Annotated in this window: 18 protein-coding genes; 7 read left to right on the top strand and 11 right to left on the bottom strand. The window is 30.0% G+C overall.

Features of this window, described 5'->3' with window-relative positions; genetic code table 11:
* Nucleotides 1-185 precede the first annotated feature (185 nt).
* Complete coding sequence (locus tag E5167_RS07740) at nt 186-794, bottom strand: hypothetical protein (protein WP_136842781.1); 609 nt, start codon at nt 792-794, stop codon at nt 186-188.
* A gap of 204 nt (nt 795-998) precedes the next feature.
* Here E5167_RS07740 and E5167_RS07745 point away from each other — a divergent pair, with 204 nt between their 5' ends.
* From E5167_RS07745 to E5167_RS07765, 5 genes are read left to right on the top strand one after another with little or no spacing between them, the layout of a single operon-like run.
* Nucleotides 999-1,781, top strand: a complete 783-nt coding sequence (locus E5167_RS07745) for an MlaE family ABC transporter permease (protein WP_136842784.1) — start codon at nt 999-1,001, stop codon at nt 1,779-1,781.
* Nucleotides 1,778-2,539, top strand: a complete 762-nt coding sequence (locus E5167_RS07750; protein WP_136842786.1) for an ABC transporter ATP-binding protein — start codon at nt 1,778-1,780, stop codon at nt 2,537-2,539. Before E5167_RS07745 ends, E5167_RS07750 begins: the two co-directional genes overlap by 4 nt.
* A gap of 4 nt (nt 2,540-2,543) precedes the next feature.
* Entirely contained in the window at nt 2,544-3,539 is a 996-nt protein-coding gene (locus E5167_RS07755) for an MlaD family protein (protein ID WP_136842788.1), read from the top strand.
* Between the two features lie 20 nt (nt 3,540-3,559).
* On the top strand, nt 3,560-4,048 hold the full coding sequence (locus tag E5167_RS07760; protein ID WP_136842790.1) for a hypothetical protein: 489 nt from the start codon (nt 3,560-3,562) through the stop codon (nt 4,046-4,048).
* A gap of 15 nt (nt 4,049-4,063) precedes the next feature.
* Nucleotides 4,064-5,014 carry a Na/Pi cotransporter family protein gene (locus E5167_RS07765; RefSeq protein ID WP_136842792.1) on the top strand — a complete coding sequence of 317 codons (951 nt, stop codon included), beginning with the start codon at nt 4,064-4,066 and terminating at the stop codon, nt 5,012-5,014.
* Between the two features lie 458 nt (nt 5,015-5,472).
* On the opposite strand, the gene E5167_RS07770 is transcribed toward E5167_RS07765, so the two are convergent.
* The 4 genes from E5167_RS07770 to E5167_RS07785 all read right to left on the bottom strand — a co-directional run bounded on the left by E5167_RS07770 (nt 5,473) and on the right by E5167_RS07785 (nt 9,861).
* A complete protein-coding gene (locus E5167_RS07770) occupies nt 5,473-5,925 on the bottom strand; it encodes a pyridoxamine 5'-phosphate oxidase family protein (protein ID WP_136842793.1) in 453 nt (150 codons plus the stop codon).
* 78 nt (nt 5,926-6,003) lie between these two features.
* Entirely contained in the window at nt 6,004-7,224 is a 1,221-nt protein-coding gene (locus E5167_RS07775) for a metallophosphoesterase (RefSeq protein WP_136842795.1), read from the bottom strand.
* A gap of 15 nt (nt 7,225-7,239) precedes the next feature.
* A complete protein-coding gene (locus tag E5167_RS07780) occupies nt 7,240-7,833 on the bottom strand; it encodes a CDP-alcohol phosphatidyltransferase family protein (RefSeq protein WP_136842796.1) in 594 nt (197 codons plus the stop codon).
* 60 nt (nt 7,834-7,893) lie between these two features.
* Nucleotides 7,894-9,861: a heavy metal translocating P-type ATPase gene (locus E5167_RS07785; RefSeq protein ID WP_136842798.1), complete on the bottom strand. Its 1,968-nt coding sequence runs from the start codon at nt 9,859-9,861 to the stop codon at nt 7,894-7,896.
* 129 nt (nt 9,862-9,990) lie between these two features.
* Here E5167_RS07785 and E5167_RS07790 point away from each other — a divergent pair, with 129 nt between their 5' ends.
* Complete coding sequence (locus E5167_RS07790) at nt 9,991-10,632, top strand: hypothetical protein (protein ID WP_136842800.1); 642 nt, start codon at nt 9,991-9,993, stop codon at nt 10,630-10,632.
* Nucleotides 10,629-10,997, top strand: a complete 369-nt coding sequence (locus tag E5167_RS07795) for a hypothetical protein (protein ID WP_136842801.1) — start codon at nt 10,629-10,631, stop codon at nt 10,995-10,997. Before E5167_RS07790 ends, E5167_RS07795 begins: the two co-directional genes overlap by 4 nt.
* A 1-nt stretch (nt 10,998) precedes the next feature.
* Here E5167_RS07795 and E5167_RS07800 read toward each other — a convergent pair whose 3' ends face one another.
* The 6 genes from E5167_RS07800 to E5167_RS07825 all read right to left on the bottom strand — a co-directional run bounded on the left by E5167_RS07800 (nt 10,999) and on the right by E5167_RS07825 (nt 14,653).
* The gene (locus tag E5167_RS07800; RefSeq protein ID WP_136842803.1) at nt 10,999-11,913 is read right to left on the bottom strand and encodes a mechanosensitive ion channel family protein; all 915 of its coding nucleotides are present in this window, start codon (nt 11,911-11,913) and stop codon (nt 10,999-11,001) included.
* Between the two features lie 2 nt (nt 11,914-11,915).
* A complete protein-coding gene (locus E5167_RS07805) occupies nt 11,916-12,215 on the bottom strand; it encodes a chaperone modulator CbpM (RefSeq protein WP_136842805.1) in 300 nt (99 codons plus the stop codon).
* A 1-nt stretch (nt 12,216) separates the two neighbouring features.
* Nucleotides 12,217-13,107 carry a DnaJ C-terminal domain-containing protein gene (locus E5167_RS07810; RefSeq protein ID WP_136842806.1) on the bottom strand — a complete coding sequence of 297 codons (891 nt, stop codon included), beginning with the start codon at nt 13,105-13,107 and terminating at the stop codon, nt 12,217-12,219.
* Between the two features lie 50 nt (nt 13,108-13,157).
* The gene (locus tag E5167_RS07815; protein WP_136842808.1) at nt 13,158-13,772 is read right to left on the bottom strand and encodes a WG repeat-containing protein; all 615 of its coding nucleotides are present in this window, start codon (nt 13,770-13,772) and stop codon (nt 13,158-13,160) included.
* Nucleotides 13,773-13,853: 81 nt separating this feature from the next.
* Complete coding sequence (locus tag E5167_RS07820; RefSeq protein WP_136842810.1) at nt 13,854-14,240, bottom strand: DUF302 domain-containing protein; 387 nt, start codon at nt 14,238-14,240, stop codon at nt 13,854-13,856.
* Complete coding sequence (locus E5167_RS07825; RefSeq protein WP_136842811.1) at nt 14,237-14,653, bottom strand: hypothetical protein; 417 nt, start codon at nt 14,651-14,653, stop codon at nt 14,237-14,239. Before E5167_RS07825 ends, E5167_RS07820 begins: the two co-directional genes overlap by 4 nt.
* Between the last annotated feature and the right edge of the window lie 151 nt (nt 14,654-14,804).

Here is a 14,804-nt window from a genome sequence, read left to right on the forward strand (position 1 = left end):
ACTTGCGATACTACTGCTAATTTAAAGCCCAAATTATAATCGCGCTGAGTACGCTTAACTCTTGATTGCTCTTTGTCTTTCATAATAAGTCGTTTTTGTGTCAACTTATTTCAGGACGGGACACTATTTATAAAAAAAGCACACTGTACAGTGTGCTTTTTTATTAGCTAAACTTTAGTTAGAAGTCATGGTTTAGAAAATGCGTTTTTAAAATGATGAAATGCTTCAGAGATTTCATTTTGAAAATGTTCTAGTTTTGTTTCTTCCACTTCTTTCTTCTTTCCATATTTTTCTTTAAGCTTGTCTATAAACGCATTAAAATCGTTTTTGCCTTTTTCAAAAGTGTCTTTAGCTTCATCCTTTTCTTTGCTAAACTTTTGTTCTAAAATCTCTAATTGAACTTTAAATTGCTCAATTTCTATTAGCATTAAAGCATACATTCTATTGAGTGTTTCATTTGTTTTTATTTTTACTTCAATATCATGTAACAATAAAAGCAATTCTTTTTTTTGCTTCTTAAATGCTTCTTTTGTTTCTGCTTTACCTAAAGCTAATTGTACTTTTAATTCATCAAATTTTGCTTTAAGATCCTCCATTTTTTCTTTTACGTCTTTAACTTTATGCTCACTATCATGAATAAAAAGATTAAACTTTTTCTTAATATCTTCATATTTATCTTGAGCTTCAGCTTTTCCTAAAGCAGTTTGAACTCTCAATTCTTCTAACTCAATTGCTGTTTTTCTAAGAGCTCCAATAATTTTATCTATAAATTGATTATCTTCAGTATTTTTCATGACTACTAATATTTATTGTTATATAAATGTCTTAATAACACACAAAATAGACAATGATAAATATCAGTTTTTAGATAATTTTAAAGCTGGTTAAAGTTAAATACTACGAAATAACATTTACTTTACTATGCTGTAGATATGATTTATATCATTTTATTCATCAACCTTTTCCTATACATTTGATAAAGTACATTACCATACAGCATGTTGGGTTTCAAAAATATAATTAAGCAATTAAAATCCTTTTTAATAGAAATTGGAGAACTCTCCATTTTTGCTGTACGGTATTTTAAGGAAGCTTTTAAAAGTCCTTTTGAATTTAAAGAACTTTTAAGACAGTGCTATAATATGGGGAATCGATCTTTGCTATTAGTTGGTATTACTGGTTTTATTATTGGCTTAGTATTAACTTTACAAACCCGACCAACACTAATGGAGTTTGGGGCAGTTTCATGGATGCCATCTATGGTTAGTATTTCTATCGTTAGAGAAATTGGTCCAATAATAACTGCTTTAGTTTGTGCTGGTAGAATAGGATCTGGTATTGGAGCCGAATTAGGCTCTATGAGAGTTACTGAGCAGATTGATGCCATGGAGGTTTCTGGAACAAACCCTTTTAAGTACCTAGTGGTAACACGTGTATTAGCAACAACATTAATGTTACCTTTATTGGTAATTATTGGTGATGTAATAGCGATATATGGTTCTTACTTAGTTGAGAACATTAAGGGTAATGTATCCTTTATGTTATATTTTAATCAAGTATTTGATGCCTTAGAATTTGGCGATATATTACCTGCAACTATTAAATCATTCTTTTTTGGCTTTGCAATAGGAATTGTTGGCTGTTTTAAAGGTTATCATTGTAAAAAAGGAACCGAAGGTGTTGGTAAAGCAGCAAACTCTGCAGTAGTATTCACCTCCTTACTCCTATTTATTATTGACTTTATTGCTGTTTTTGTAACAGATATTTTTTATGACTTATGACAGAGCATGATAACATATCAAAAAGAGACATTGTTCTTGAACTAAAAGATCTGCACAAAAGTTTTGGTGATAATCATGTGCTAAACGGATTTAATATGCAGCTTTTTCAAGGTGAAAATTTAGTGATTATGGGAAAATCTGGTTCTGGTAAATCGGTCATGATTAAATGTTTGGTTGGATTAATGGAGGCCGACAGTGGTACTATTTCGTTAATGCATAACGATATTACTAAACTAGATCAAGAAGCACTAGACATATTACGAGCAGATATTGGATTTTTATTCCAAGGCAGTGCCTTATACGATTCTATGACCGTACGTGAAAATCTTGAATTTCCTTTACGTCGTCATACTAAAAAATTTGGTGAACATATAGATACCGAAATAATGGTAATTGAAGCTCTAGAGAATGTTGGACTAGCAAGTGCAATAGATTTAATGCCTTCGGAATTGTCAGGTGGAATGAAACGTCGTGTTGCCTTAGCTCGTACACTTATTTTACAGCCAAAAATTATTTTATATGATGAACCAACAAGCGGATTAGACCCAATAACAGCTAAAGAAATAATTATATTAATGCAGGACATTCAGAAAAAATATGGAACCTCATCATTAATAATAACACACGATGTTGATTGTGCACGAGTTATTTCAGACAGAATGATATTGCTTATAGATGGTATTGATTATGCTGTTGGTACATATGCAGAATTATCTGCTTCAACAGATCCAAAAATTAAAGCCTTTTTTAAACACTAATATTATGAAAAACACAAGCTCACAGAAATTACGCTTAGGACTGTTTGTTATAACTGGAACAGTGCTATTTATAGTTGGCGTATATCTTATAGGTCAGCGTCAAAATATGTTTAAAAAAACCTTTACCATAAGTGCCTATTTTCAAAATGTAAATGGCTTACAAAAAGGTAATAACGTGCGTTATTCTGGTATCGATATTGGCACAGTTAAAGATATTATCATGATTAACGATTCTACTATTAAAGTAGATATGAATATTGATGAAAAAATAATCACTCATATTAAGAAAGACGCTATTGCTACCATAGGATCGGATGGATTGGTAGGAAACATGATTTTAAATATTGTTCCAGGAAATGGACATTCAGATATTATTAGTAACGGAGACACTATAGAGTCGTATAGCAAGATTGGTGCTGACGACATTTTAAGTACGTTAAGCGTTAGTTCTGAAAATGCTGCCATTCTAACATCAGATTTACTAAAAATTACTACAGCAATGCTTAAAGGAAAAGGAACTGTAGGCTTACTTCTTAATGATACTATTATGGCACAAGATTTAAAACAATCTGTTACTAATCTTAAAATGGCTAGCAAAAGTGCCACAAACACCATTGACGAGTTAAACACAATTATTTCGTCCCTTAAAACCAACGACGAAACTGTTTTAGGCATGCTGATGAATGATACCATTTCTGGTGTAAAACTTAAAAACATTGTTAGTCATCTTGAAACCTCTAGTCAAGAGATAGAAAATGTATTATCAAATATAAATACAACAGTAAACGATTTTAATTCGAGTGAAGATGGTGCATACAACTATATATTAAAAGATACATCGTTAGTAAATAGTTTAAAATCTACACTTAAAAACATTAATGAAGGTACTGACAAGTTTAACCAGAATATGGAAGCTTTAAAGCATAACTTTTTAACCAGAGGTTATTTTAGAAAACTTGAAAGAGAAGAAAAAAAAGCGGCTAAAAAGGAAAATAATTAAACTCTGTAAACTACTTGATTATGAAAATAGAACATTTAGAAGAGCATATTAACGATTATAAAACATCCATAAAAACAGTAGTAGATAAAAAAACATTATGGCAAAACAAGACCAAGAATTTAATAAGCAATACCTTAAAAGCTATTTGCAAACAATATGATATTGGTTGGAAAGTACAGGAACTAAATTGGATAGGTGCAAATGAAGCCGTAAACATTACCTTTGACTCCTTCCCAAAAGAGCTTATGGATTGTATAAACCAAATACCAACCTTTCAATTTATTCAAGGAGGTGCTCTAATATTTTCACAATCTTACAGCGGTGATGTACATACATTTATTTTGTTTCCTTATGTCGAACAAATTCCAATTGATAATAGTAGTATTGAATTGGAAGTTCACAGTCCTAAAGACATTACTAAAAAACTCATTATAGAAAAAGTAGATGATTTTTTAAAAGAAATGATTAAATGGGAAGTCCCTTCTACTAAGAAAAAATTGGGATATTAATACGTTTAATTTTTAATGGAAGAACTCAATATCATTAACGTATTACCACTGGTTTTAGGGGGACTTATTGTTTTTCTATATGCCATTAGGCAACTGTCTGTCACCTTAAGAGATATCTTTTCAAGTAAAGTTGAAAATTTAATTAAAAAATATACCTCAAATATCTTTTTTTCAATCCTATTAGGGGTCATTGTAACCATACTTCTAGACTCCTCTTCTGCAGTCATAATTATTACTATAATATTCATTAATGCTGGTTCACTGAATTTTAAACAAGCCATGGGAATAATTATGGGAGCCAATGTTGGTACAACTTTTTCCAGTCAATTAATTGCCTTTCAAATTAATAAATATGGTGTTATTGCTTTAGCAATTGGTTTTTTTACATGGTTGTTTTATAAATCTTCCAAATTAAAAATCATAGGAAAGGTCGTAATGTATTTTGGTCTATTATTCTTTGGCCTTTATATATTAGAAACTTCACTAATGCCTTTCAAGAACAGTGAACAGTTTTTTAAATGGGTTTCAAGTATTGATAATCCAATAAAAGGAGTTGCAATTGGTGGTTTAGTAACACTTATTATTCAATCTTCTAGTGCAACAGTTGGAATATTAATTATAATGGCAAAGCAAGAATTAATCAATCTTTCGATAGCCGTTTCCATTATGTTGGGAGCAGAATTAGGTACTTGTTCGGACACACTTGTTGCGCTTGTTGGTGGTAAAAGAGATGCCATAAGAGCAGGTCTGTTTCAAATACTTTTTAATCTTATTCCAATTATTATCGGTTTTTTGGTTTTTGATCATTTTTTATATCTAGTTGAAATGTTAGCGCCAAAAGCAACCATATCAAGACAAATTGCCAATGCTCATGTTTTGTTTAGTGTGTTTAGTGTGTTACTGTTTCTACCATTTGTAAATAGCATATATCGATTTATAAATTGGATAATGCCTCATAAGGTGTGAGTATTAATTATAAACTAGACAAATAACATTAGTAATTGTGCTGAATTTAGCTTCTTTCCAAAATAAATGATTAATATTTGAGATGTTACTACAGCTATTAATGCAACAATAAACCACCAATCTTTTTTAGGCATAAAGAACGTTACTGAAATCAAAAAAAGTATTGCACTAAACAATCAAAGTAAACCAAATGGTCTTTGAAATACTTTGGGTTAACTGAGTTATTTTGGTTAATTGAAATGCTTTTGTAAAACCCATTACATGGATAAGTGCATGAATAATCACTATAAATACAAAAACAAATTTCATATAAATAATACAGTAAAAAATATGAGAAGTAACACCGCAATTAAAAGCTTAAGATAAATTTTCATAATAGCACATTATAGGTTATTGTAACAATATATAAATTGAAGGTTACTTACAAAATGATATAAATCAATCTAGATTATAAGATATCAACTTCTCTTTTTACCAGTAATCTCTTCAATATTAATTAAATACACTATAGGGTTATCTCCTTTGTAAATTTTACTAGAAAATTCGCTTATATAATCCAGTTTAATATGTTCTTTTTCCATAATAACATCTTTAACTCCCAATGAAAAAGCGTGTAAATATGCCTTGGCATCACTTCCAAAATGTTGTTCGAATGTACCATGTACTAATACCGATTTCCAATTATTAACAGTAGAGATTTCTGAAACTTGAAATGATACTACATTGTTTTTTCTCATGGCTGTTATTTTATGTCCTTCTCCTGAATAACAAATAATAATATTTCTAGCCTTATCGTAATAATAAGTTATTGGCACTACATAAGGCTTGTTTTTAAATATGTATGACAAATAACCTATATAATTATTCTCTAAAATGAATTCAATTTCTTTTAAATCTAAGTTTTGTATCATATTTTTTTGGATTATATAGTGATTATTTCAAAGCTTAAGAAAGTTATTCAATATTTACATGTTATACCATGATATTAATCAGTCTTCTGTATGAAGCTCTATTAATGTGATTTCTGGACGCATACCTAACCTTCCAGGGAAGCCCAACCAACCCAAACCTCTATTAACATGCAGATATTGGTTTTTGCTATTATATAGTCCTGCCCAATGCTTGTATTTATATTTTATGGGACTCCATTGTAATTGTTTATACTGAAAAGCTGCTTGCATACCATGTGTATGCCCTGATAATGTTAAGGCAATATTGGTTTTATCAACCACTTCTTCTGTCCAATGTGAAGGATCATGCGATAATAATATTTTAAAAGGTATTTCTTCAACTTTATTCATGGCTTTATATAAATCGCCATATTGCTTAAAGGGTGGATTTCCCCAATTTTCAACGCCAATGATGGCTATGTTTTCATTATTTTTTTCAATAATATCTGATTGGTTGAGCAATAAATTAAAATCAATGTCATTGTAAAAGTTTTTAATAGCATTAAAGTTTTCTTGCTTCTCTTTTTTTGAGTTCCATAGGCTATAATCTCCATAATCATGGTTCCCCAAAACAGCATATTTACCAATGGATGCAGATAATTTTCTAAACACTCTGCTCCATCCTCTTAGTTCCCATGCATAATTATTTACCAAATCTCCAGTAAAGAAAATGAGGTCAGGCTTTAAGTGATTAATCTTGCTTACAGCACGATTTAGAATATGAAACCGATAATTAAAACTGCCTAAATGTAAGTCAGAAATATGAACAATTTTTAAGCCATTAAAGGTTTCTGGTAAATGTTTAAATCTTATTTTTAGATGATATGTTTTAAAGTTGTAAATCGACTTGAAAACACCATAGGCTATGACAAAAAAAGGTAAAAAACCAGAAAACAAACCAATAAGTGGAATAAACAAAAGAGATTCTCTTTCTGATAAAACGTAATTTGTAAAAAACAAAAAGGATATAACTATTACAAAAATTATTTTAGGAATAAAAGAAGATATGGTTAAGCCATATAGCGAGGATATTAGTAATTGTTTTCTTCGAGGATCTATATTATCTAGTCGTAATTTTAAAACTATTATTGATATTATAAGTCCAATGGTAAAAACCCAAAAAACAACATGTATCGTGTTAGTTAAAAATGTTGAAGAAATAAGATTAGTAATAGATTGTAACCAATAAAATGCAAAAACATCTACAATAAAAATTGCGAAACATAAAAGTAGTATGGTAAACAGTGAGTAGCTTCGCATTTGGTTTTTTATTTTTTAATTTTTTGGTGTTTTATAACGACGTTTATCTCTAAACGCCCAATAGATTCCTTTAACATCTGAAGCCCAATTATCATACATAAAAATCAGTACAATTTCTTCAAACGTTTCTAAAAGACCAAATACAATCATGATATAAAACAATGTGTAATTTGGAGAAAAAAACAATGCATATAGAATAAAAGCACTTTGTATTACAGCAGATAATTTAGCTAAATATGTATGAAATGCTGTAGCTTTTCCATACTTATAATAAGCTATAATCATTTGTACTACGTAAGGTGCAAATGCAATAGCAATTAGCATAATATTGCTTTTAATGAATTCATTTTCAAAAATGAGCAACCCTACTAAACCAATAACAAGTGTTATTTGATCACCAAAAGAATCTAACTGAGAACCTCTAGGGCTTGTTATTTTTAACTTTCTAGCCAAATACCCATCAATAGCATCAGTTGAGTAACTAATCAATAAAAACCATGCAAAAAGTTGTCTCTCATCCAGACACAATAATAACACAAGAAAAGGGGCTGCTATAACTCTGTAAAATGAAAACCAATCTGCAATATTAAAGTTTTTGAACGTGAGCATACCTTCTTAGTTTGTATAAAAATACATGAAACGTAGTGTAATAAATATGAGAAATGTCAGTTAAGTTTTATTAAACTTGAGTAATCTTAAAGCATTTAATACTACAACTATTGTAGAGCCTTCATGAAAAGCAACCGCTAAACCAATATTAGTAAGTCCTAAAATGGTGACAGGAACTAGTAAAACAACAACACCTAAACTTATCCAGATATTTTGTTTTATAATGCGTTTAGATTGCCTACTTAAACCAATTACAAATGGTAGATTTTCAATTTTATCAGACATTAGAGCTACATCTGAAGTCTCTAAAGCAACATCACTACCTGCCGCTCCCATGGCTATGCTAACCGTGCTTAAGGCCATTGCAGGTGCATCATTTACACCATCACCAACCATGGCTACTTTTTTGTTCTGTTCTATAAGTTTTTTTATTTCTGAAACCTTGTCCTCTGGCAATAAATTCCCCTTAACATCAGTAAGTCCTATTTCTTTAGCAATGGCATCACCTACATTTTGATGATCTCCAGTAAGCATTATCATGCGTTTAATACCAATAGCTTTCAATCGCTTTAGTGTATTTACCGCTGTTTTTCGAGGAATATCCATAACACTTATTATTCCGACAACCTTATTTTTATAGGCTACAAGCATTACTGTATGTCCATTTTTCAAAAGCTCTCTCATTTTAGAAATTACCAATTCAGGCACTTTTATGCCGGAATTTTCCATCAGCTTTACATTACCAATAAAAACTTCTTCTTTATAATAAAGAGCACTTATTCCTTTCCCTTGAATTTCTTTTACATTTGAAGCTTTATTTTTTGGTTCAATTTTATACAACTTTATTAAATCACTTGCTATAGCCTTTGCAAGTGGATGATTACTTAAGCTTTCAACTTCTAGCACCAATTTAATAAATTCATTTTCATTAAAATTATTTAAAGGGATAATATTCGTGAGTTTTGGCTTTCCTTCTGTTAATGTTCCAGTTTTATCAAAGGCTATTGTTGTGATTTCTCCTAAATCTTCCAACGCTTTTCCGCCTTTAATTAGCACTCCTTTTTGAGCAGCTCTTGCAACTCCACTTAACACTGCGCTTGGTGTTGATATTGCCAATGCACAAGGGCTTGCTGCTACTAATACAGTAATTGCTCTGTATAAACTTGTGACAAAACTTTCACTAATAACCAAATGAGCAAAACACAATAAAAAAACAACGATCATAACCACAGGAACATACCATTTTTCGAATTTTTTAGTGAGCCTTTGTGTTGGTGACTTTTGAGCTTCAACTTCGCTTACCATTTTGATTAATCTTGCAACTGTAGAGTCTTGGTTCAATTTTAAAACTTCAACTTCAATAATATTGTCTCCATTTATAGTACCAGTAAATACTGTATGCTTTTTATCTATATGTTTAAATTCCGGTAACTTTTCTGTAGATCTAATTGCTGTTTTATCCACAGGCATACTTTCACCAGTAATTGATGCTTGATTAATACTGCTATTTCCCAATACAATTACACCATCAGCTGCAATTTTGGTGTTAGGTTTTATTACTATAACATCTCCTATTTTTAAATTTTCAATTGCTGTTTCAATAATCTGATTTCCATTTTTAACAAGTGCTATTTTTGGAGATAAATCACTTAAAGCTTCAATAGATTTTTTTGCTTTGTTCATAGCGTAATGCTCTAATGCATGACCTAAACTAAAAAGAAATAAGAGTAATGCACCTTCTGCCCAACTTCCAATATATGCTGCTCCAACAGCAGCAGCAATCATTAAGAAATCAATATCAAATCCTCCTTTAGTAATTTTCCGATAAGCTTCAATTGTAATAAAATAACCTCCAAAAAAATAAGCTATGATATAGCTTAACAAGAAAATCCAGTCAGGTAAATTGGTTAGTCTTTCCAATAAAAAACCTAATAATACAAAGACACCACATAGGATAGCAAAATAAAGCTCTCTTTTTCCTTTAAAAGTATTATCATGCTTATGGGCTTTTTCTTTAATATTTTTCATTAAAAATTATTTCTTCTAAAATCTAAATTATGAATCTACTCAATAAATCTAACTGATAAATATCATTGCAATACCAAATTGTATGAAATAATTTTATCAAATAAAAATAGAATCCAAAAAATAGAATCCATGAAGTTATTTTATTATATCGTAGCACTATTGTTATTGACTAGCTGCTCAACAGCTAGAATGACAGATACTTGGGTGAATAAGGAGTACACAAATTATCAACCTAAAAAAGTGCTTATTGTAGGTCTTACCGACAATTTGATTGCACGAAAAATGTTTGAAGAACAACTAAAAACTGAACTTATAAACAGAGGTATTGATGCTGTTGAAAGTTATGATGTATTTAAACCTACTTTCACCAGTTTAAAACAAACCGAAGAAGATATTGAAAAAGAAGTAAAAAGAATCTCTAATCAAGGGTTTGATGCTATTTTAATTTCTGCAGTAAAGGGTATAGATGAAAAGGTATCATATAGTGGAGACACTTATCGAAGAGATTACTATTGGAGACGTTTTGGTCGTTATTATTATCTGGTTCAAGATGTTTATCTAATTGAAGGCTATTATAATGAGTATGAAATTTACCACATAGAGGCCTCATTATATAACTTAAAAGAAAATAATGATAAGTCATTGGTTTGGGTAGCATCTTATGATATTGTAGATCCTAAACGAATTAATACTACGGTTACAAATTATGTGACTGCTATTATTAAATCTTTAGAAGAAAAACGATTAATCAATGAAAATTATATGCCATGAAGAAAGCAAAATTTATAAGTATTGTCCTTTTACTAGGTGCTTTTTTAAGCCTAGAAAGTTGTGGTCCAGTTATTATTTCATCTAGACCAAGCCATCCAACACCTCCTTGGTTTTATCCCAACAGAGTTGTTAATATTAGATATGTTTACTTTCCTGATTATACTATTTATTACGATTTAACTTTACGTAAGTATATCTATCTTGATAATGGTGCTTGGATAACAGTAAATGTATTGCCATCAAGATTTAACGGTATTAATCTAAGACGAACAAAACAAGTTAAAGTTGAAGATTATTATGGCAATGACATTAGAGAATACCATTCGAGAACCAGAACTCCAATAAAAAGCAGGCGCAAGAGTTAATTTAGGTTTGTTTATTAATACCAATTTTTAATTCTGGAATCTTAATTAATTCTAATGTTGTGGATGCTAAAATTACTTTTCCATTAGTTTTTTCTATTTCAGCTCTTATAGAATCGTTTAGTATATGCTTAGTAATCCGTCTTTTCTTAAAATCAACGATATAGCGTAGATTAAATTGAATCCAATTATCTGTTAGCGTAATGGCTAGTGTAGGTTCTACTTGGGCATCTTCTACGTAATACTTGTTGACAACGGCTTTCCATTGAGATTTTGAATTTGTAGTAAATTCTGAAAGTGTTTTAGACGCTATATCGATAACAATTGATTTTGCTAAATCTATGTCTGAGCCATATCGAATTGGTAAATTAAATTCATCCCAAATAAAGGGAAAGTCTTTTGAATAATTATAGACAGGCCCTTTAAAAACAAAGGCATTGCTAAGTTTTACAATGCGTCCAGTGTAATTGTCGCTACTTACCCACTCACCTATTTCCATCATGGTTGTATAAACACTATCTACATCAATAACATCGCCTTTAATCTCGTTTATTTCAATGCGATCACCTGGTTCATAAACTTTTACTAGAAAAATATAAAGAGATCCTGCTATACTCAATATTAGCTCTTGCAAGGTAAAGGCCATTCCTGCAGTAAATAAACCTATTATAAGAGTGAAATCTTTAATAGTACCTGTAAAGTAAGTAATAGCAATAATTACTAACAATACATAGCCAATAATTTCAACACCTTTTTGAGATTTATAGCGTATAACTGTGTTAGGAATACTCTTTTTTAATTGACTTCTTAAAAACTTTATTATGACTAAAATAATAGAAGCAAGAATGAGAAACTTACCAATACTCCATAGTAAAGGGTAGTCTGCAATCCAATCTTGGATTTGTTTAAAATAAATCATTTTCATTGATAGTTATTGTAAAAATCTAATCTATTTTTTAGTTTATTAATTTCATTTTGAAGTGACTCTACTTGCTTTAATAAATTATATACAGCATCTATACCCTCAAAATTAATATCAAGGTCATAGTGTAATCGCATCATTTTTTCAACTTCACGAAGCTGTGTTGTTTTTAAATACTGTTCATCACTCTTAACTATTATTTCTACTAATTCATATTCATGTAGTGTATTAATAAATGCTTTGGGGACATTGTAATGCTTACAAAACTGTTGTATTGATATTAGATTTTTTGTTTCCATACTATCTCAATTTTGCTAATTCTGTAAAGAGTTCTTTTTCTTTAGCTGAAAGCTTTGTTGGTGTTTTAATGTTATAAGTAACGTATAAGTCACCAAACTGACCTTGTTTTTTATATACTGGAAAGCCTTTTCCTTTAAGTTTCACTTTTGTTCCGTTTTGAGTTTCTGGTTTTACATTTAGCTTTACTTTTCCATCTAAAGTGTTAACCATAATTTCACCGCCCAACATTGCCTTGTATAAGTCTAAATCTACCGAGGTATATAAGTTATCGCCATTTCTTTTAAAAGACGTGTTGTTAACTATTGAAAACTGGATATACAAATCGCCATTTGGACCTCCATTAACACCTTTACCTCCATATCCTTTAATTTTTATAATCTGACCATTTTCTAGACCTGCTGGAATAGTAATTCGTATATTCTTATTGTTTACTGTTAAAGTACGTTTATGAGTAGTGTAAACATCTTTGAGTTCTAGTCGAAGTTCGGCATTAAAATCTTGTCCTCTAAATTTAGCTTGTCTCGTTTGTGATCTTGACGATTTACCACCAAACATAGACTCAAAAAAATCTGAAAAATCTTTTTCTGTGTATCCATCAAAATCTCCTTGAGTACTATGTTGCTGTGAATATTGCTGTTGTTGTTTGGCTTTCTCGTAAGCTTCAGCATTTTGCCAATGCTCACCATATTGGTCATATTTTTTTCGGTTATCAGGATTACCCAAAACTTCGTTAGCCTCGTTAATCTGCTTAAACTTTTTTTCGGCTTCTTTATCATTTGGATTTAAATCTGGATGATATTTTCGTGCTAGTTTTCTATACGCTTTTTTAATATCTTTTTCACTAGCGTTTTTAGGCACTCCTAATATGTTATAATAGTCTATAAATGCCATTGTGAGCTTCTCTATGAGTTTTTGTTGTGTTTAAAATCGTGCTTTAAACTTTATTCAATAATCTTTTTTATTGTCCACTTACCATTATCACTCTTAACAGCAATAAGGTTATTAGATAATTGTTTTGTTAAAAACTTAGGAGGCTTTCGTAAAAATTTTCTATCTAAAGCAATATTGACGCCTTTTTGTGTTAAATAGGTTTTTATAGTTCCATTAATATCTATAACAACTTCAAAATATTTGTAATACACTATACCTTTATTTAAAGCAGTATTTTTACCAACCTCTTCTTTTTCAAGTTTTAACGCAGTTGCAACATTGTTATTAAAAGCAGTAGCATTTAAAAATTGAGGTTCAATAGCAGTGTTTCCTAAAGAATCAATATATCCAAAATAGGAGATTCCGTTTTCTTTTTTTACAATTAAACATCTACCACTATTAAATATTGGGTAATTACCATTAACAGATGCTGTTACAACCAAATCATTCCTAAAGTTAATTACAATATCACCAACTTTGTTTATAAAAGCCCATTGGTTATTTTTTTTAATAGCTGCAACACCTTCATTAAAAGGTGATATATAATCAATATTCTCTATGGTTTGTGAAAAGCTACTAATAGGAATAACAACTAGCAGCGTAAACATAATTATTACTTTTTTCATGATGCTAAAGTTTAATATTTATGTAAAAGTATTGATGATTACTTAGTTATAAAATGATATTCATCATAAAGAAGTGATACATCAGCATGATTTTATTACATTTTCAAGCTTATCACTAACTTCCTTTGCAACATCCTTTAATGCTTCATTATTTACAGCCTGCATGGATACTAAAGGGTTAATAGCAGAAATCTCAATATGATTTGGTGAAAGTTCTTGAATGATAACATTACAAGGCAACATGGTTCCAATTTTATCTTCAGCTTGCAATGCTTTATATGCAAAAGGTGGATTACAAGCTCCTAAAATTTTGTACTTTTTAAAATCAACATCCAGTTTCTTTTTTAAGGTTTGCTGAATATCTATTTCTGTAAGCACACCAAAATTTTCTTTTTTTAGTAATGCTCTAACTTTTTCCTCAGCATCATTAAAACTTCCGTTTATTGTAGTTGTAAAATAATATTTCATAATCTTGTTTTTTTAAATTCAATATCAAGCTTTGCTAACAACATTAATTCTGATTTATTGACTTTAGAAAAAGCTGCCGCTATGGCTCTAGCTGTTTTTAAAATAAGCTTGTTAACCTCGTTTGTAAACAGCGTTTCATGGTTGTTTTTAAAAATTAAAAAGCTTTTATAACATTCGCTAGCATTATATTCGTTATCGTCATGCAACCATCTAAAGGTGTTGATAATAGACTGTTGAGCATTTAACTTTAAATCATCATTCGCTAAATGTGTTAATAGCCATTCCTTTTTTACTATTTCTTTTAGGCTTTCAAGTTCTTCGGTTCTTACGCTACCATCTATTGAAGCAATAGCATAGAACAGCTTTCCTAGATTTTGATAAAATTTATGTACTACACTCTCGTTACTATCCATCTTTATAAAAATTAAGATTTATAAAAATAAGCACTTGTTGTGAATTTAATAATGATATAAATCAGTTCTTTAAATTAAGCAAAAACTTAATCTACTAAATAGTATGATGCTCATATCTTTACTATATTTATACATCAATAAGGGATTAACA

The sequence above is a fragment of the Pontimicrobium aquaticum genome (assembly GCF_005047595.1).
GTDB lineage: Bacteria > Bacteroidota > Bacteroidia > Flavobacteriales > Flavobacteriaceae > Pontimicrobium > Pontimicrobium aquaticum.